We start from the raw sequence: 17,410 nt of genomic DNA, 5'->3' as shown, positions 1-17,410 counted from the left end.
CACGCACCACCGTGGGCCGCGACTTTGTACTTGCCGGTCCAATTTTGGCGAGCAACGCTGTGGGTATGGCACTTGACGAGTACTACCTGCTCGGGCGGTCGGGGCTGCGGGTCAGCCGGCTGGCGCTGGGCACGATGAACTTCGGACAGGCGGGTTTCCACGCGCCGTACGGGAAGAGCGAGGACGAGGCGCGGGCGATCTTCCGCACCTATCTCGATGCCGGCGGCAACTTCATCGACACCGCCGACTTCTACACCGCCGGTGAGAGCGAGCGGATCCTCGGCCGGCTGATCGCCGAGGCGGGCGTCCGGGAGCGGATGGTGCTCACCACCAAGGCGACCAACAGCGTCGACCCCGGCGATCCCAACGCCGGCGGCAACAGCCGCAAGCACCTCGTCCGCGCCCTCGACGAGTCCCTGCGCCGCCTCGGCACCGACTACGTCGACCTGTTCCTCCTGCACACCTGGGACCGCATCACCCCGGTCGACGAGGTACTGCGAACCCTCGACGACCTCGCTCGCGCCGGCAAGATCCGGTACGCCGGCCTGTCCGACGTACCGTCCTGGTACGCCGCTCGCGCGCAGACGCTGGCCGACGCGCATTCGCTGACCCCGATGGTGAGCCTGCAACTTCCGTACTCGCTGGCCGAGCGGACGATCGAGACCGAGCATGTCCCGATGGCCCGGCAACTCGGCCTCGGCATCACCGCGTGGAGCCCACTGGCGAGCGGCTTCCTCACCGGCAAGTACCGGCGCGACGACGCTCAGGGCGTAGCCGGCGAAGGCAGACTCACCGGGGACGGCTCACCCGCGCGGACGTGGGGCGACCGGCACTGGGACCTGTTGACGACGGTGAAGGACGTGGCGGACAAGCTCGGCGTGACGATGGCCCAGGTCGCGGTGAATTGGGCCGCCACCCAGCCCGGCGTCGCGTCCGCGATCATCGGCGCCAGCCGTCCGGAGCAGCTCGAGTCGAGCATCGCGGCGCTCGGTCTCGAACTGCCGTCCGAGCTCCGTACTGCGCTCGACGACGCCGGCGCCGTACCGCCGGAGTCGGTGTACCGCATGTTCACTCCGGAGTACCAGGGCTGGTTGGTCAACGCCGGAGCGAAGGTCGCCGACAAGCCGGCCGGCTACCGGCCGCCGGTGCTCAACTGGAGGTAGTCAAGGCAGAGGTCGAGCGCGTACTCCAGATGGGTCGACGAGCCTGACGACATCAGGATCACCACGCCGCCCTGGATCGCGGCGATCAGCGCGGCCGCGGCGCGGGCGGGATCCACATCGGCACGGATCTCGCCCGCGGCCCGCATCTCCTCGATACCGCCCTCCAGCCGGTGCTGCCACTGCGCGAGCAGCTTCCCCGTCACCGCTTGCGCCGCGGGCGTGTGCCGCCCGATCTCGGTGATCAGCACCCCGAGCGGACAGTGCACGCCCTGGCGCCGGTACTTCTCCACGACGACGTCACGCCACTCGGCCCAGGCGTCCCAGCTGGTCAGCCGGCCGAGGTGCGGCTCCTGGTCCTCGAGCACCCGCTCGGCCTCGCGCTCGGCCACGGCGAGGAGCAACTGCTCCTTGCCTTCGGGGAAGTAGTGGAACAGCTGACTCTTGCCGGTCCGGCTCCGCCGCCCGATGTCGTCCAGCTTCACCGCAGTGATGCCGCGCTCCCGGATCTCGGCCGCGGCCGCCATCACGATCCGATCCCGCGTCGCCGCACCCTTCGCCGTCAGCACGCCATCAAATGTACCCGTCAGTCCAGCACCGGATGCGGCCGGTACCTAGCCTCCAGGCGAGCCCGCTCCTCGGCGCTGAGCGTCAGCCCGACCGCTGCCACCGCATCGTCGACGTGTTTGGTCTTCGTCGCTCCGACGATCGGCGCGGTGACACCACGGGCTCCGCTCAACCACGCGAGCGCGACCTGCGCCGGCGGTACGCCGCGGTCCGCGGCCAGCGCGTGCACCTCCTCGACCACCTCGAGGTCGTTCGCGCCGTACAGGTCGTCGGCGACCGGGTCCGTCCCGGATCTCGTCGTACTCCCGGTCCGGGCCAGCAGACCGCGGGCGAGCGGGCTGTACGGGATCACGCCGACGCCCTGGTCGACGCAGAGCGGGATCATCTCCCGCTCCTCCTCGCGGTACACGAGGTTGTAGTGGTTCTGCATCGAGACGAACGGGATCGGTGCCGCCCGCTGCGCCTTCGCGAACTGCCACGCGTACATGCTCGACGCGCCCAGATACCGCGCTTTGCCCGCGCGGACGACGTCGGCGAGCGCCTCCATCGTCTCCTCGATCGGCGTCTCGTCGTCCCACCGATGGATCTGGTACAGGTCGACGTACTCCGTCCCGAGGCGGCGCAGCGACGCGTCGATCCCGGCCAGGATGTGCTTGCGCGACAGGCCACGGTCGTTGGGACCCGGACCTGTCGGGTAGTACACCTTCGTCGCCAGCACGTAGTCCTCGCGGTGAGCGAAGAACTTCCGCAGCAGCTGCCCGGTCAACTCCTCGCCGGTCCCCTTCGAGTACGCGTCCGCGGTGTCGAAGAACGTCACGCCCGCGTCGACCGCGCGCCGGACGATCGGCTCCGCGTCCTCGGCACCCAGGTGCCACTCCCGCGCCCCGCCGGTGCCGAAGCTCATCATGCCCAGGCAGATCTGCGACACCCGGAGCCCGGTCGCACCGAGTCGGACCTGGTCCATCAGCGCCGGCCCGCGTTCAGCTCGGCGAGCTTGCCGAAGACCTTCTTCGGCCGCCACTGCCCGTCGTCGCCGACCGCGACCAGCCCGTACGCCGAGAGGTCGAGATCGTGCCGCGGATCACCCGGACGGTGCGGCAGCTCGAAGCCCGCGAAGCTGAACCAGAACGCGGCCGCCAGCTCGATCCGGTGGAATTCCTCGACGAGCTCGGACAGATACTCCACTTGCTCCTCCTCGTCCCGTTCGTACGAGCCGTTGATCACCGGCGGGTCGACGCCGCGGTCCACGATCATCCAGCCCGATCCGCCCCGATCGGCCGCGCCGCGGTACGCGCAGCAGCCGAACTCGGTGGCGACCACCGGCTTGCCCCATTTCGACCGCGCCGCCAGTTCGCCGGCGAAGGTCGCCGCGTTGGCCGCGTCCCGGTACGCGTCGACGCTGACGATGTCGAACAGCTCCCAGTTCACGTCCTCCCACATGCCCGCGGCGTACGTGATCCGGCCGCCGAACGCACCCCTCGCGGCGCTTGCCAGCTGCTCCTGCACCTCGCCCCAGCGCTCGAGCCCGGCCTGCAGCTCCATCAGCTTCGCCGGATCGGTCCAGGTCGCCGGATCGCCCATCAGCGCCAGCCGCTCGCCTGTCGTCTCGCCCGGCACGAAGCCCTTGCAGAACACGGACAGCTCGCACCCGAGCACGAGCACGACGTCGCCGCGCCCGGACTGCCGCAGGGTCTCGGCCCGTGCGGCGCAGTCGGTGAGGAAGGCGATGAACGCGGACGGCTCGAGGTTCATCGGCATCGGCGAGAACCACAGGTCCATCCCGGCGGCCAGCGCCGCCTCGCCCGCCACCTCCAGCCGGTCGAGCTCGGTGCCCACCACCCGGACCGCCGGAGCGTGCAGCTCGTGCGCGATCACCGTCATGTCGAACCGCACCGACGCTGCGTCGAAGCGGTCGCGCGTACTGCGGCCTTCGTACCGCAGGCCGGTGTCGTAGTTCACCCCGATCGATTGCATGACGGCCAGCCTAGCAATCAAACCCATACTCGGTACATCTTTTTATCCAGTATGGTTTAGTCGTGAACCACTACGGCCGCCGGGAGCGGAAGAAGGCCGAGCTCCGGGTCCGGATCTCGGAGGTCGCGACCGGGCTCTTCCTCGAGCGCGGGTTCGACGCGGTGTCGGTGTCCGAGGTGGCCGAGGCGGCGGACGTCGCGCGGCCGACGGTGTTCGCGCACTTCCCTCGCAAGGAGGACCTGCTCTTCGACCGCTACCCCGAGGCGGAGGCCCTGGTCGTTGCCGCGGTCAACGATCGTGCCGACGGCACGTCCGCGGTCCAGGCGCTGTCCGGCCTGCTGGTCGCGCTCGCCGACGAGGGGCACCCGCTGTCCACGATCCGCGGTGCCTTCCGCCGCTTCTGGGAGGTCGTCGCCGAGTCCCGGGCACTGCAGTCCCGCGCCCGCGAGTTGCTGCAGCAGATCGAGCAGGCGATCTCGGCAGCGATGGCGAACACCGGCGTACCGGACCCGCGGCTGACCGCCGCCCTCACGGTCGCCGCCTACCGCACCGTCCATCTGGAGTCGGTACGCCGGATCTTCGCCGGCGACGATCCCGCCGTCGTGGCCGCCGAGCACCGCGAGCGCATCATCAGCACGCTCACGGTCGTCGATCAGCTCTTCAAGTAGGCGGCGATCGTTCGCGCGCAGTCGACCGGCGCGGTGTGCGACGTGTCGATCTCGACGTCGTACGTGATGCCTTGATGGACGATCAGCGCCTGCCCTTCGGCCATACCGGTGGGCCGATCCCCGCGGGCCGCCTCCCGCTGCGCTGCGATCGCCGGGTCGCAGTGGACGCCGACCCAGACGGTCTCGAGGTCGCCGATCGCGTTCTGCCAGCGCTGCTGGGAGGCCGGGCCGCCGAGGAATACGTCGTCCATGAGAACCCGGCCGCCCGCCCGGCACATCGCGACGATCCCGGCCGTCCAGCCTGCCTCCAGTTCGCGGAACGCGGGCCCGACCGACACGTCGCCGTCCGGGCCGATCTCGATCCCGTCCGGCGACCCTTCCAGCTTGGCCGGCAGCGCGTCGACGAAGTCGTCCACACTGAACCCGAGCCACGGCTCGTCCAGCACCTCCTGCAGAGCCCGCACGATCGCGGTCTTCCCGGAACTGGATCCGCCGTTGAGGATGATCAGTCGAGCCGTCACGCCTGCAAGGCTAGAGGTTGGCCCGGCTCGGGATCGACGGATTTCCGGGTCCGGCGGGCCAGGCTCAGGAACGGCACGGCCAGGATCTGGATCCCGGCCGAGACCAGGTACGCCTGTCCGTAGCCCCACAGGTCCGCGGACCGACCGAGTGCCGGCTGGATCACGACCCCACCGGCCGAGCCCAGCAGGTTGTCGAAGGACAGCACGGTCGCCCGCTGCGCCGACGGGATGTGACTGTTCAGGTACGCCTGGCGCACCGGCGTCATCGCGGCGAACATCGTGCCCCACACCATCAGCAGACCCAGCGCCGCCCAGAACGACGTCACCAGACCGATCAGCACGATCACGACGGCAGAGGTGACGATCGCCCCGATCAGGATGTTGATCCGATCGCGGAAGACGCGGGCGACGTACGACGCCGACGCCCCGCCGGCGATCTGGGCGCCGGCCACGATCCCGGCCGACAGACCGGCGATCCAGTACGAATCGGCGTGCCCGTAGAGCTGCAGAAGATAGGGCTGCGCGGCGTAGAAGCCGTACACGCTGACGCCGGCGGTGAACGGGCCGGCCAGCATCACCCAGCGCACCGGCGGGTTGAGCAGCCCGTGCCGCAGCGAGGCGCGGACGATGCCGCCCATCTCGCCGCGCACCGACACCCGCGGCTTCGGCGTGAACCCCAGGTCGCGCATCGCCCGCCAGGCCACCGCGAAGGTGGCCGCGAGCAACAAAGCGCGGACGACGTACGGCGCGCCGAGGTTGGTGACCTGCGCCAGGAACCCGCCGCCGATCGAGCCGCCCATCATCGCGATCCCGCTCGCCACCTGCCCCTTCGCGAACGCCGCGTCGAGCGAGCCGCGGTACCCGGTCGCGTGCAGCCCGTCCACCAGCCACGCGTCGGTCGCGCCGCTGAAGAACGTGAACCCGAGGCCGAGCAGCACCGACACCACCGCCCACAGTACGAACGGCGCGTGCGCCCGCCACAGCAACAGGTAGAGCAGCGTGGATCCGAACAAGGTCGCCGTCCCCAGCAGGTACGACATGCGCCGGCCGACCGTGTCCGCGACCACACCGGTCGGGACCTCGAACAGCACCATGCCGGCGGTGAAGAACGCGTTCGCGGCGAAGGTCTTCCCGATGCTCAGCCCGGCGTCGAGCAGGAACAGCGTGTTGATGCCCCAGATCATCGACGACGCGCCCGTCGACACCGCGACCAGCGTGACGTAGGTCCGCAGTACCCGCTCCGGTGTCATGTCCGGTGTCATGTCCCGTGTCATGTCGGTGTCCTCCTCGGTAGTCATGGGGTACGTCGGAACCGTGGCCGCGGACTCGACATCCACCTCGGAAACACTCGGGGCGGGTATCGTCCGGTCCCGTGACGGATCAGCAGCCGGGGACGGCAGACACCCCGGGTACGGCGGGCACAGCCGCGAGCGAACCAGACGATGTCGACAGCGGAGCGGCGCATGTGCCGAACGCGCACAACACGGCGAAGCTCGCCGTAGTCGTGGGAGCACTCGGTGTCGTCTTCGGCGACATCGGCACCAGCCCGATCTACACCCTCCAGACGGTGTTCAACCCCGAGGACCCGCACCCGGTGCCGGTCAGCGACAACAACGTCTACGGGGTGGTGTCGCTGATCTTCTGGTCGGTGATGATCATCGTCACCGTCACCTACATCCTGCTGGCGATGCACGCCGACAACGACGGCGAGGGCGGCGTGATGGCGCTGATCACGCTGCTGCGCCGCTGGCGGTCCACCCACCCGAGTCGCCGGGCCGCGGTCGTGCTGGCGTCGGTCGGGCTGTTCGGCGCGTCGCTGTTCTTCGGCGACGGGATGATCACACCGGCCATCTCCGTCCTGTCGGCGGTCGAGGGCCTCAAGGTGGTCGAGCCGTCGCTGACCGACTACGTCGTACCGATCACCGCGGTGATCATCATCGTGCTCTTCATGGTCCAGCGCCGCGGCACGGAGACGGTCGGCCGGGTCTTCGGACCGGTCATGATCGGGTGGTTCACCGTGATCGGCGCGTGCGGCATCGTCGGCATCACCGAGCATCCGCGGATCCTCGAGGCGCTCTCGCCGACGTACGCGATCGGATTCCTGGTCGGTCATTTCCACATCGCGTTCTTCGCGCTCGCGGCGATCGTGCTCGCCGTCACCGGCGCCGAGGCGCTGTACGCCGACATGGGCCACTTCGGCCGCCGCGCGATCAGCCGCGGCTGGCTGTTCCTCGTCCTGCCCGCCTGCACGCTCAGCTACCTGGGCCAGGGCGCGCTGATCCTGAAGGACCACGCGAACATCAGCAGCCCGTTCTTCCTGCTCGTCCCCGGCTGGGGCCGGCTGCCGCTGGTGCTGCTCGCCACGGCCGCCACCGTGATCGCATCGCAGGCAGTCATCACCGGCGCCTACTCGGTCGCGTCACAGGCTGCCCAGCTCGGGTACCTGCCGCGTCTGCGGGTGGCGCACACCTCGGCGACGACGATGGGCCAGATCTACGTGCCGTTCGTCAACTGGCTGCTGTTCGTCTCGGTCCTGACGCTGATCTTCGCGTTCCGCAGTTCGGCCGCGCTGGCGTACGCGTACGGCATGACGGTGACCGGCACGATCAGCATCACGACGCTGCTGTTCTTCTACGTGGCGCACTACCGGTGGAACGTGCCGAAGTGGCTGATCGCCCTCGGCGCGGTCCCGCTGCTGTCGGTCGACCTGCTGTTCATCGCGGCGAACCTGACCAAGCTGGTGCACGGCGCCTGGCTGCCGCTGCTGATCGCGCTGACCGCGTTCACGATCATGACCACCTGGCAGCGCGGCCGGCAGGTGGTCACAGCCGAGCGTGAGCGGGCCGAAGGCTCGCTGCAGGAGTTCATCGACCAGCTCGCCTCCGGGAGCATGACGGTCCGCACGGTGCCGGGCGCGGCGATCTTCCTCAACCGCGGCGGTGTCAGCGCACCGCTCGCGCTGCGGGCCAACGTCCAGCACAACGAGGTGCGCCACGAGCACGTCGTGATCGTGGCGATCGAGACGGAGCCGGCCCCGCGCGTACCCGAGGACCAGCGGGTCACCGTCAACGATCTCGGGTACGGCGACGACGGGATCACTCACGTCACGATCAAGTTCGGCTACATGGAGTCGCCGGACGTCCCGGCCGCGCTGGCCCGGCTGGACCCGGACGCCACCGAGGGCCCGATCGACCTCGACACGGCGTCGTACTTCCTGTCCAAGATCGAGCTCCGCCGCGGCAAGGCCGCCACGATGGCCGGCTGGCGCAAGCAGCTGTTCCTCGCCACGTCCCACATCACCGCCGACGCCGCGGAGTACTTCGGCCTGCCACGCGACCGCACCGTCATCATCGGATCCCATATCGAGGTCTAGCTGTGGACCAGACGTACGACGAGAGCCACCCGCTGCGACTGCTGTCGGGACTCGTCCGTACGGTCTGGATCCAGCGCACGGGGACACAGCCCTATCCGCAACGCGATCTGCCGACGGGTGGGGTCGAGCTGCAGTGCCCGGTCGGCGGCGTACCGCGGTTGATCGGGCCGCTGACCAGGGCACATCTGCAGGTGATCCCACCCCGGACGACGATCGTCGGAGTGCGGTTCATGCCGGGCGCGGGCACGCCGCTGCTCGGCGTACCGGCTGACGAGCTCGTCGATTGTGCCGTCGACCTGTGGGGGCCGGCGGGCGTGGCGATCGGGTCGATCGTGGCGGACGCGGTGACTCCGCAGGAAGCGTTGCTCGGAGTACAGCGGTATCTGGCTCGTCAGCAGCTGCGGCCGGACCCGGTGGTGGCGGAGATGGTCCGGCGGCTGATGCCGTGGGACCGCACCGGGATCGCCACGCTGGCCGACGATCTGGCGTTGTCCGAGAGTCAGTTGCGGCGGCGGTGCCTGACCGCCGTCGGAGTGAGTCCGAAGGCGTTGCAGCGGACGCTCCGGTTCCAGGGGTACCTGGCGTTGGCGCAGGCCGGGTTCGGCGGCGGGCTGGCCGATCTCGCGGCCGAGACCGGGTACGCCGACCACGCGCATCTGACCCGGGAGTGTGTGCGGCTGACCGGGGTGACTCCGCGGGAGCTGCTCGGCGACAAGGCTGATCGGTGCGACTGCGGTCATGACCACTCGGCGTCGTACGCGCCGTTCCTGGCCGGGTGGTACGACCGTTTCGTTCAAGCGCGGTCGTGGGAGGCGGCTCTAGCGTCGACCCATGGAGCTGATCGGACCTGACCACCCGCAGTACGACGAACTCCGCCGTCCTGCGCTGCCTCAATACGGTCATATCCGCCCGTCGGTGATCGCTCTGTGCGGCTCGACCGAGGACGTGGTGGAGGCGCTGGCGTACGCGCGCTCTGCCGGTCTGGCTGTAGCGCCACGGGGCGGCGGCCACTGCTTCGCGGGACGTTCGTCCACCACTGGGGTGCAGCTCGATCTCTCGGGACTTAGCGCTATCTCGGTGGCTGACGGGGTGGCGACGATCGGGGCGGGGGCTCGGTTGGCTGAGGTGTATCGCGGGTTGCACGAGCACGGGGTGACGCTTCCGGCGGGGTGTGGGCCGACGGTCGGGATCGCGGGGCTGACGCTCGGCGGTGGGCTGGGGTTGCTGGGGCGGCGGTACGGGCTGACATGCGATCGGCTCGTCGGGGCGACGGTCGTGCTCGCGGACGGCCGGGTTGTGGGGTGCTCTGAGGAGCAGGAGCCGGATCTGTTCTGGGCGCTCCGCGGAGCCGGAGGCGGGCAGTTCGGAGTGGTCACGTCGCTGGTGTTCGCCGCCGTACCGTCGCCGGACGCCACCCGCTTCGACCTCACCTGGCCGCGCACCCGAGCCGCCGAGGTGATCGCCGGCTGGCAGGCCTGGGCTCCCGACGCCCCGGACGACATCACCGCGAGCCTTGCTGTCACTGCCCACCAAGCCCGCGTCTTCGGTGCCACCCTCGCGCCGCTCGACCTCGGTCCGCTCAGGCAGCTCGACGGAGACCTGCGCGTCCGCTCCGGCCTCGCCTGGCCTGCCCTCAAACGCAGCTACTCCGAGGACGATCCCGCCGACGACCGCATCATCTACAGCAAGTCCGAGTTCTTCAGCTCGCCGCTCACCCGCGACACTGTCACCCAGCTCCTCGACAGCGGCTGTGACCTCAACTTCACCCCGATGGGCGGCGCGTACAACCGCGTTCCGGTCGACGCCACCGCCTTCGCCCACCGCACCGAACGCTTCCTGCTCGAACATGCCGCACCCGACCACGACGCAGTACGGCGCTCCTGGTCCATCGCGCATCCGCACGCCTCGGGGCACACCTACCCCAACTTCCCGGACCCCGACCTCGCCGACTGGCAGTCGTCGTACCACGGCGGCAACTTCGCCAGGCTGGTTGCCATCAAGCACAAGTACGACCCCGAGCTGGTGTTCACTTTCCCGCAGGCCCTAGGAGGAGTCCGATGATCGTCCTCTACATGAGCATGTCGCTCGACGGTTTCGTGGTCGGACCGGACGACAGTGTCGACGAGCCGATGGGGCGGGGTGGATTCCGGCTGTTCAACTGGCTCGACGACCGCGACTCCGACGGGCCGAGCGGGCACGTGTACCGCGAGGCGCAGGCGACCGGCGCCCTCATCGCCGGCCGCCGTACCTTCGAGCACGCCGGCCGCTGGCAGGGCGACCACCACGACGGCGTACCGATGTTCATCCTGACCCACCACATCGACGAGAACGACGTCCCGCCCGGGACCGCCCGCTTCGTCACCGACGTCGCCGAGTGCGCGGCCCAGGCCAAAGCCGCCGCAGGCGACCGCAACGTCCTCGTCCACGGCGCCGGCGCCGCCCAGTCCCTCCTCCGCGCCGGCCTCCTGGACGAACTCGAGCTCCACGTAGTCAACGTCCTGCTAGGCCAGGGTCGCCGCCTCTTCGACAACCTCCCCGCCAACTACATAGAACTAGAACAAGTCCGCCAACTCCCCTCCCGAGACGTAACCCACCTCCACTACCGAGTCGTGAAGTAGTCCGGCGATGGAGACCGAGAAGGCACAACTACTGAGGCACCTCGACGAGATCCAGCAGTCGCTCCTCTGGAAGGTGGAGGGCCTGGCCGACGCCGAGCTCCGGCGGCCGATGACGGACACCGGGACCAATCTGATCGGGATCGTCAAACACCTGACCGGTGTGACCTACGGCTACTTGGTGTCGGCGTTCGGGCGGGAACACGAGCCGCTGCCGATGGAGGCCGACGAGGAGTTGTTCTTCGGGCTTGATCTGTGGGCGACACCGGACGAGTCGACGGACGAGATCGTCGCCACCTACCGGCGGGCTTGTGCGGCTGGGGCGCGGACGATCGAGGAGCTGGAGCTCGACACGGTGGGCAGCCATCACAGCGGGTCGGCCGTCACGTTGCGGGAGATGGTGCTGGTCGTGCTGCTCGACACCACGCGGCACGCCGGGCACGCAGACGTCGTACGCGAACTGGTCGACGGGCGGGTCGGTAATCGACCCGGGGATCCGATGTCACCGGATGACCCGGAGTACCTGCGGATGTACCGGGCGCGGATCACCGGCGAGATCGACCGGGACACGTGGATCGCTTACGTGAAAGGCCGCCCTGACTACGACCCGTCGGTCTGGGCGGAGCACCGCGCGCGGCAGGCGGCTCAGAGCCAGGGTGGGAGTGGTTCTGCGGGGTGGCCGTCTGGGGTTAGTACGTTGGAGTATGGGCGGCCGGCCAGGTAGGCGGCTTGTTCGGGGAGGGGGCCGCGCAGTGGGGGTACGTCGGCGCGGAGGGTGCGGATGTCTTCGCAGAGGGCTTCGAGGAAGTCGGGTGGGAGGTCGGCGAAGGTGATGCCTGTGGCCAGGTCGACGGCGTGGATGAGGACCTCGCGGGAGCGCATCCAGGGGATTCGGGTGGCTGGGACGGGGGCGCCCTGGGCGGTGCGGACGGGAGACTGCCATTGGGCGTCGGTGAGTGCGGCCATGGCGGCGGTGAGGGTCGCGGCGGACGAGTCGAACCACGTGCGCAGCTCGTCCTCGGGGCGGAGGGCGCCGGATTGGATATCGGCGTTGCGGGCCTCGGGGGACGGATACATCGGGCGCTCTTCGCCGGTTCGGGCCCAGTGCACAAGGTTGCCCAGGGCCTCGGCGTTCAGCGACAGATGGGCGGCCACGTGCCGTCGTGTCCAGCCCGGCAGCGCCGACGGCGCGTCCAGGTCAACCAGTGCCGCGCGGCATCTCGCCGTACCCTCGTCGATCCACTCGTCAACCCGTGCCATGAGGGGAACGTAGCCGACGACGGCGCGGGTTCTTGCAGCGGTGGGTGGTTCTGGTGAGACTGAGCCGATGAAAGAGGGGGCCCCGCCATGGTGACGACGATCGGGGTGGTGGGACCGTCGGACCTGGTCACCTCCACCGGCCGGATCCTCAAAGGACTGCGCGGGGTCGAGGTCGTCCCGCTGAAGTACCGGCGAGAGACCGACACGCCCAAGGTGATGGCCGCCGCGCCGGGCAGTGTCGACGCGTGGCTGTTCACGGGCGTCGTCCCGTACCAGATGGCCGCCGCGCAGGACCTGCTCGACCGTCCGGCCGCGCACGTCGAGTACACCGGCGCCACGCTGATGCGCGCCCTGGCCCAGCTGCTCAGCGAAGGCCGCGACGTCACCTCGATCAGCATCGACGTACTCGACGAGGCCGAGGTCCGGGAGACGTTCGACGAGGTCGGGCTGCCGACACGCGACGTCCGCGTCCTGCCGTACCGGCCGGGCCTCAGCCTCGACGAGATCCTCGCCTTCCACCACGACGCGGGTGCCACCGTCGCGATCACCTGTCTGCGATCGGCGTACGAGAAGCTCCGGACCGAGCAGACCACGCTGCGACTCGCCCCGTCGGTCCACTCGGTGCGCAGCGCCGTGAACAGTCTGCTGCTCGTACATGACGCTTTGCGCAGTGACGATGCGCAGATCGCCCTCGGCCTGGTCGAGATCTCCCCCGACGCCGAGAGCGCGCTCCGCCGCGAGGCCGGTTCGCTCGGCGGCAGCGTCATCCGGTACGACGACAAGCGGTGGCTCGTCATCGCGACCCGCGGACCGCTCGAGCAGGCGACCGCCGCGTTCACCGAACTCAGCATGCTGACCCGGCTGAAGGAACAATTCGGACCGGTCCGGATCGGGTTCGGTATCGGTGGCTCGGGCACCGAGACCGAAGCGTTGGCGCGCCGCGCGCTCGGGCGAGCCCGGACCGCGGGCCGGACCGCTGCTGTCGTCTCGCTGCGGAACGACATCGACCTCGTGCTCGTCGGCGGAGCGGCGCCACGGGCCCAGCAGCGGTCGAAGCTGCAGTTGCTCGCGCAGCGCGCCGGCTTGTCCAAGGCGACCCTCGAGCGCCTGCAGGAGCTAGTGCACGCCACACCCGAGGACGGCCTGACGACGCGTTCGGTGGCCGACTACCTCGGCATTCAGCCGCGGACCGCCCGCCGCGTCCTCAACCGGCTCGAGCGCGCCGGCCTGGCCGACGCCACCGGCACCCAGCTCGGCACCGGCAGCGGCCGTCCCCTCGTGGTCTACCGCGTTCATCTCTGATTGTTTGCCGAGCGGTTGACGCATTGACGCACGTCCGGCTAATTTCAGCCATGACCGTAATTCAGTGCGTACTGTCCCGGGAGGCCTTGTGGACAAGCGAATCGCACGGGGATTGATCGCTGCTCTGGTCATCTGCGCAGGACTGGTGTGCGTTTCCACCCCAGCCGGCGCCGCTATTCCGGACGTGACCGAAAGTCCAACCGTCACCGATCTCGGTCCGGCGTCGGCCGTGACCTCGACCAGCGTCGCCGAGCAGGTCGGTGACCGGATCTGGACCATCACCTCCGGCGTCTCACCCGTCCAGGTCGGCGCGTTCGACCCGGTCGGCAAGACCGTCGACCGCAAGTTCTCGTTGCCGACCGGCGCCGGCGCGTGGGCGATGACCCACCTCGGCACCGACCTCTACATCGGCCTGTACACCCCCGGCGACGTCTACCGGGTCGACACGACAACCGGCACCGCGACCAAGGTCACGCAGTTCGGCTCGTTCATCTGGTCGATCGCCGCCACCCCCGACGGCAAGATCGTCGCGGGCACCTACCCGGACGGCGCCGTCCACGAGTACGACCCGGCCACCGGAGCCACCAAGTCGTACGGCGCTGCCGTCGCCGGCGAGCAGTACGTCCGCAGCATCGCCGCCGACGCGACCACGATCTACGCGGGTGTCGGCACCAGGGCGCATCTGATCGCCATCGACCGCGCCACCGGTGACCGCCGCGACGTACTCCCGGCCAAGTACGCCAACCGCACGTTCGTCGCCACCCTCGCACTCGACGGCACGAAGCTCGCCGCCAGCTTGTCCCCCACCGGGACGATGCTCGTCTTCGACACCGCCGACCTCGGCAACCCGGTCGAGGTCCAGACGCCCGGCGGCGACCAGTACATCACCGCGATCACGATCGACGGCGCCGACATCTACCTCGGCACCAGACCGTCCGGCACCCTCTACCGGTATCGCGACAACACGCTGACCAGGCTGGGTTCGCCGTACGACGGCGCGTACTTCAACCGGATCTTCGTCGACGGCTCGACGATCCGCGCCGGGCTGACCAGCCAGGTCGTCGACTTCGACGAGGCCACCGGGGAGTTCACCGGCACCGACCTCGGCCAGGCCGGCCTGCCACCCGCGCCCGAGCAGGCGATGGCGATAGCCGCCACCCAGAGCTCCGTGCTCGTCAGCGGCAAGGCCGGCATCCAGGTCCACGACCTGACCACCGGCGCGAGCACGCGCACCTTCCTCCCCGGCGAGGCGAAGACGCTGACCCCGATCGGCCGCGACATCTACCTCGGCGTCTACACATTGGCCCGCCTCTGGCAGATGCAGCCCGACGGTTCCGGCCTGCACGAGCTCGGCCAGATCGGCAACGAGCAGACCCGCCCGACGGACGCCGCGTACGACGCCCGGTCGCGCACCTGGCTGGTGTCCACCGAGCCCGACTACGGCAAGTACGACGGCACGCTCGTCGAGCAGCACCTGGACAACGGTCAACGCGAGGTCCACCGCGGCGTCGTACCGCAGCAATCGGTCCGCTCGGTGACCACAGCCGACGGCATCGCCTACCTCGGCGGAGCGACGCGCAACAGCCTCGGCACCGATCCGATCTTGCCCGAGGCAACCGTCGTCGCCTTCGACCTGCGCCGCAACAAGGTGCTGTGGGAAAACGCTCCGTTGTCGAAGGCACAGAGTTACAGCGATCTCATCGTCTACCGCGGCCGTCTCTACGCGACCACCGACGACGGCAGGCTCGCCGTCCTCGATCCGCGCACCGGCAAGCTCGTCAACCGCGCCACGCTCGGGACGACCCAGAGCCGGCTGACGATCGCCCGCTCCGGCCTGTACGGCACCGACAACAAGCGCGTCTTCAAGATCATGCCGGACCTCCAGATCACCACCGTGGTCGACAACCTCGGCGCCCAGATCTACAGCTACCCGCTGATCACCACCTCCCACAACGGCGACGCCCTGTACACCATCAAGGGCCGCGACCTGATCCGTATCGGAGGACTCCGATGATCATCTCCCGCCGTACGGCGCTCGCAGGCGCCCTGGCCGGCACAGCCGTCGGCGCCCTCAGCACCCTGCCCACCACCGCCCACGCGGAGGACACTCCCATCGACGGATCCACGCTGCCCAGCGCCGGCCCCGCGGTCGAGACGGCTGCCGTCGTCGCGATGGCGGTGCACGACGGACACGCCTACGTCATCAGCCGCGGCATCGTGCCGCCGAGGCTGACCGAGATCGACCTGACCACCCGTCTCGTCACCAGGACCGTCGAACTGCCGACCGGCGAGGGCGGCTGGGGCATCACCGTTGCTGCCGGCAAAATCTACGCCGGGCTCTATCCGGTCGCCGACGTCTACTGTTTCGACCCGGCCGACGGATCCGTGACCCACGTCGGCACCTTGGCCGGGGCGGGCGGCTTCGTCTGGGACATGGCAACGGCTCCCGACGGCCAGGTGTTCGCGGTCAGCTATCCGAACGGCGCCGTCTGGCAGATCGACCCGGCCACGAACACGCCGACCCAGCTCGGCGCGCCGGTGCCCGGGGCGCAGTACGGCAGGTATGTCGGTGCCGCTGGCAACCAGGTGTACGCCGGGATCTACACGCCGTCGCAGCTCGTCGGATATGACCGCGGTACCAAGGTCTTCCGGGATCTCACCCCCGAGGCGTCCCGGGGGCAGAACTTCGGCCCGTTCGCAGGCACCGACGACCGGATCTTCGTCGGCAGCAGCCAGGCGGTGCTCAGCATGGCGCTCGACGGCACCGATGTCCGCAGTACGCCACTCCCCGCCGGCGAAACGGGCGTCGACGCGATCACGGTCAGGGCGGACGGCACGGCGTACCTGACCACCCGGACGTCGGGCACGGTCTGGAGATGGGAGCCGGCGGGCCTCGTCGCGGTGGCGACGCCGGCGCCGCAGGACGAGCACCGCAAGCTCGAGTTCCTCGACGCGACGACGCTGCTCGGCGCTACCGGATCCGGCGTGCTCTGGTGGCTGGATGTGTCCACCGGTTCCTTCGAACTGCTCGATCTGATCGACGCCGGGTTCACACCCGCGCCGGACAAGCCCCAGTCGATCGTGCTCGGCGACCCGCACGTGTACGTCGGCGGGCACTGGGTGATCGCCGAGCACGCGATCGGCACCGGCACCGTCCGCCGGCTCAGGGTCGCTGGTGAGGCCAAGACGCTGACCTGGGTGCGCGGCGAGCTGTACTCCGCGCTGTATCCGAGCACCGAGGTCGTCCGCGTCAACCCGCGGACCAAGGAGGTGCACAGCTTCGGCACGATCGATCACGAGCAGATCCGTCCGTGGCAGGCGGCGTACGACGAGAAGTCGAAGCTGCTCGCGATCGCGTCGGCGCCAGGCACGGGGAAGCTCACCGGCGCGCTGACGCTGCTGGATGTGCGCACGGGCGAGCTCGACGTGCACTACGGGATCCTCCCAGACCAGAGCGTCATGACCGTTTCGATCGTCGACGGCATCGCCTACCTCGGCGGCGACGTGGTCGGCGGTGGCGGCGTCACCCCGACCCGTACTTCGGCCGCGATCGCCGCCTTCGACCTGTGCCGGCGCGAGCTGCTCTGGACCGTCGAACCGCTGGCCGGCGAACGCTCCATCCAGAGCGTCGCGGTCCACAACGGCGTCCTGTACGGCGTGCTGAAGCGGACCAGCGGCGGCTGGTTCCGCTACGACCTGCGGACCAAGACCGTCGTACGCGGCGAGAACAAGCTGTCCGGCTACGGCCAGATCCACACTGACCGGACCGGGGTCTACTGTGAAACGAACTTCGGCGGGAACCTGTACCAGCTCGGCTCCGGACCGGCGAAGCTCCTCGTCAACAAGCTCGGCGACGGCTGGTACACCGTGCCGCAGCTGACCCCCGTGCGCGGGGCCCGGCACAGCGTCTGGGGCCTCGCCGACCGCGACCTCGTCCAACTACCGTTGCCCTAAGCAAAGGATCTATCGC

Annotated in this window: 16 protein-coding genes; 10 read left to right on the top strand and 6 right to left on the bottom strand. The window is 69.5% G+C overall.

Translation table 11 applies throughout. The features are described from left to right. The first annotated feature begins 65 nt into the window (after positions 1-65). Entirely contained in the window at positions 66-1,163 is a 1,098-nt protein-coding gene (locus ACIA58_RS21475; RefSeq protein WP_396405494.1) for an aldo/keto reductase, read from the top strand. On the opposite strand, the gene ACIA58_RS21470 is transcribed toward ACIA58_RS21475, so the two are convergent. The 3 genes from ACIA58_RS21470 to ACIA58_RS21460 are packed head-to-tail and all read right to left on the bottom strand — an operon-like array spanning position 1,133 to position 3,701. Continuing rightward, complete coding sequence (locus tag ACIA58_RS21470) at positions 1,133-1,729, bottom strand: TetR/AcrR family transcriptional regulator (RefSeq protein WP_396405493.1); 597 nt, start codon at positions 1,727-1,729, stop codon at positions 1,133-1,135. The genes ACIA58_RS21475 and ACIA58_RS21470 overlap by 31 nt on opposite strands. Before the next feature lie 17 nt (positions 1,730-1,746). Beyond that, a complete protein-coding gene (locus ACIA58_RS21465; protein ID WP_396405492.1) occupies positions 1,747-2,691 on the bottom strand; it encodes an aldo/keto reductase in 945 nt (314 codons plus the stop codon). After that, complete coding sequence (locus tag ACIA58_RS21460; RefSeq protein ID WP_396405491.1) at positions 2,691-3,701, bottom strand: hypothetical protein; 1,011 nt, start codon at positions 3,699-3,701, stop codon at positions 2,691-2,693. Before ACIA58_RS21460 ends, ACIA58_RS21465 begins: the two co-directional genes overlap by 1 nt. Before the next feature lie 62 nt (positions 3,702-3,763). Between ACIA58_RS21460 and ACIA58_RS21455 the strand changes: the two genes are divergently transcribed. Then, positions 3,764-4,369, top strand: coding sequence for a TetR/AcrR family transcriptional regulator (locus ACIA58_RS21455; RefSeq protein ID WP_396405490.1), 606 nt, complete (start codon positions 3,764-3,766; stop codon positions 4,367-4,369). Here the strand turns inward: ACIA58_RS21455 and cpt are convergent. Both cpt and ACIA58_RS21445 read right to left on the bottom strand, forming a co-directional pair. Next, complete coding sequence (gene cpt / locus ACIA58_RS21450; protein WP_396405489.1) at positions 4,354-4,890, bottom strand: chloramphenicol phosphotransferase CPT; 537 nt, start codon at positions 4,888-4,890, stop codon at positions 4,354-4,356. The genes ACIA58_RS21455 and cpt overlap by 16 nt on opposite strands. Further along, positions 4,887-6,164: an MFS transporter gene (locus ACIA58_RS21445; protein WP_396405488.1), complete on the bottom strand. Its 1,278-nt coding sequence runs from the start codon at positions 6,162-6,164 to the stop codon at positions 4,887-4,889. The genes cpt and ACIA58_RS21445 overlap by 4 nt, the downstream gene beginning before the upstream one ends. Positions 6,165-6,262: 98 nt before the next feature. On the opposite strand from ACIA58_RS21445, the gene ACIA58_RS21440 reads away from it, so the two are divergent. From ACIA58_RS21440 to ACIA58_RS21420, 5 genes are read left to right on the top strand one after another with little or no spacing between them, the layout of a single operon-like run. Next, positions 6,263-8,263, top strand: a complete 2,001-nt coding sequence (locus ACIA58_RS21440; protein WP_396405487.1) for a potassium transporter Kup — start codon at positions 6,263-6,265, stop codon at positions 8,261-8,263. A 2-nt stretch (positions 8,264-8,265) separates the two neighbouring features. Then, on the top strand, positions 8,266-9,114 hold the full coding sequence (locus tag ACIA58_RS21435) for a helix-turn-helix domain-containing protein (RefSeq protein ID WP_396405486.1): 849 nt from the start codon (positions 8,266-8,268) through the stop codon (positions 9,112-9,114). Continuing rightward, positions 9,095-10,324, top strand: a complete 1,230-nt coding sequence (locus ACIA58_RS21430) for an FAD-binding oxidoreductase (protein WP_396405485.1) — start codon at positions 9,095-9,097, stop codon at positions 10,322-10,324. Before ACIA58_RS21435 ends, ACIA58_RS21430 begins: the two co-directional genes overlap by 20 nt. Then, complete coding sequence (locus tag ACIA58_RS21425) at positions 10,321-10,881, top strand: dihydrofolate reductase family protein (RefSeq protein ID WP_396405484.1); 561 nt, start codon at positions 10,321-10,323, stop codon at positions 10,879-10,881. Before ACIA58_RS21430 ends, ACIA58_RS21425 begins: the two co-directional genes overlap by 4 nt. 7 nt (positions 10,882-10,888) lie before the next feature. Continuing rightward, positions 10,889-11,602 carry a DinB family protein gene (locus ACIA58_RS21420; RefSeq protein WP_396405483.1) on the top strand — a complete coding sequence of 238 codons (714 nt, stop codon included), beginning with the start codon at positions 10,889-10,891 and terminating at the stop codon, positions 11,600-11,602. Here the strand turns inward: ACIA58_RS21420 and ACIA58_RS21415 are convergent. Continuing rightward, complete coding sequence (locus tag ACIA58_RS21415) at positions 11,524-12,138, bottom strand: maleylpyruvate isomerase family mycothiol-dependent enzyme (RefSeq protein ID WP_396405482.1); 615 nt, start codon at positions 12,136-12,138, stop codon at positions 11,524-11,526. The two genes, ACIA58_RS21420 and ACIA58_RS21415, sit on opposite strands and share 79 nt — an antisense overlap. An 87-nt stretch (positions 12,139-12,225) precedes the next feature. Here ACIA58_RS21415 and ACIA58_RS21410 point away from each other — a divergent pair, with 87 nt between their 5' ends. From ACIA58_RS21410 to ACIA58_RS21400, 3 genes are all read left to right on the top strand, one after another. Further along, a complete protein-coding gene (locus tag ACIA58_RS21410; RefSeq protein ID WP_396405481.1) occupies positions 12,226-13,440 on the top strand; it encodes a helix-turn-helix domain-containing protein in 1,215 nt (404 codons plus the stop codon). Positions 13,441-13,624: 184 nt separating this feature from the next. Next, complete coding sequence (locus ACIA58_RS21405) at positions 13,625-15,454, top strand: PQQ-binding-like beta-propeller repeat protein (RefSeq protein ID WP_396405480.1); 1,830 nt, start codon at positions 13,625-13,627, stop codon at positions 15,452-15,454. Next, a complete protein-coding gene (locus ACIA58_RS21400; protein WP_396405479.1) occupies positions 15,451-17,394 on the top strand; it encodes a hypothetical protein in 1,944 nt (647 codons plus the stop codon). Before ACIA58_RS21405 ends, ACIA58_RS21400 begins: the two co-directional genes overlap by 4 nt. Positions 17,395-17,410: the final 16 nt, after the last annotated feature.

Origin of the sequence: Kribbella sp. NPDC051586 (genome assembly GCF_044453965.1) — a bacterium.
GTDB lineage: Bacteria > Actinomycetota > Actinomycetes > Propionibacteriales > Kribbellaceae > Kribbella.
The sequence above is the reverse complement of the archived record's forward strand: the minus strand, read 5'-3'. Positions and strand labels throughout refer to the sequence as shown.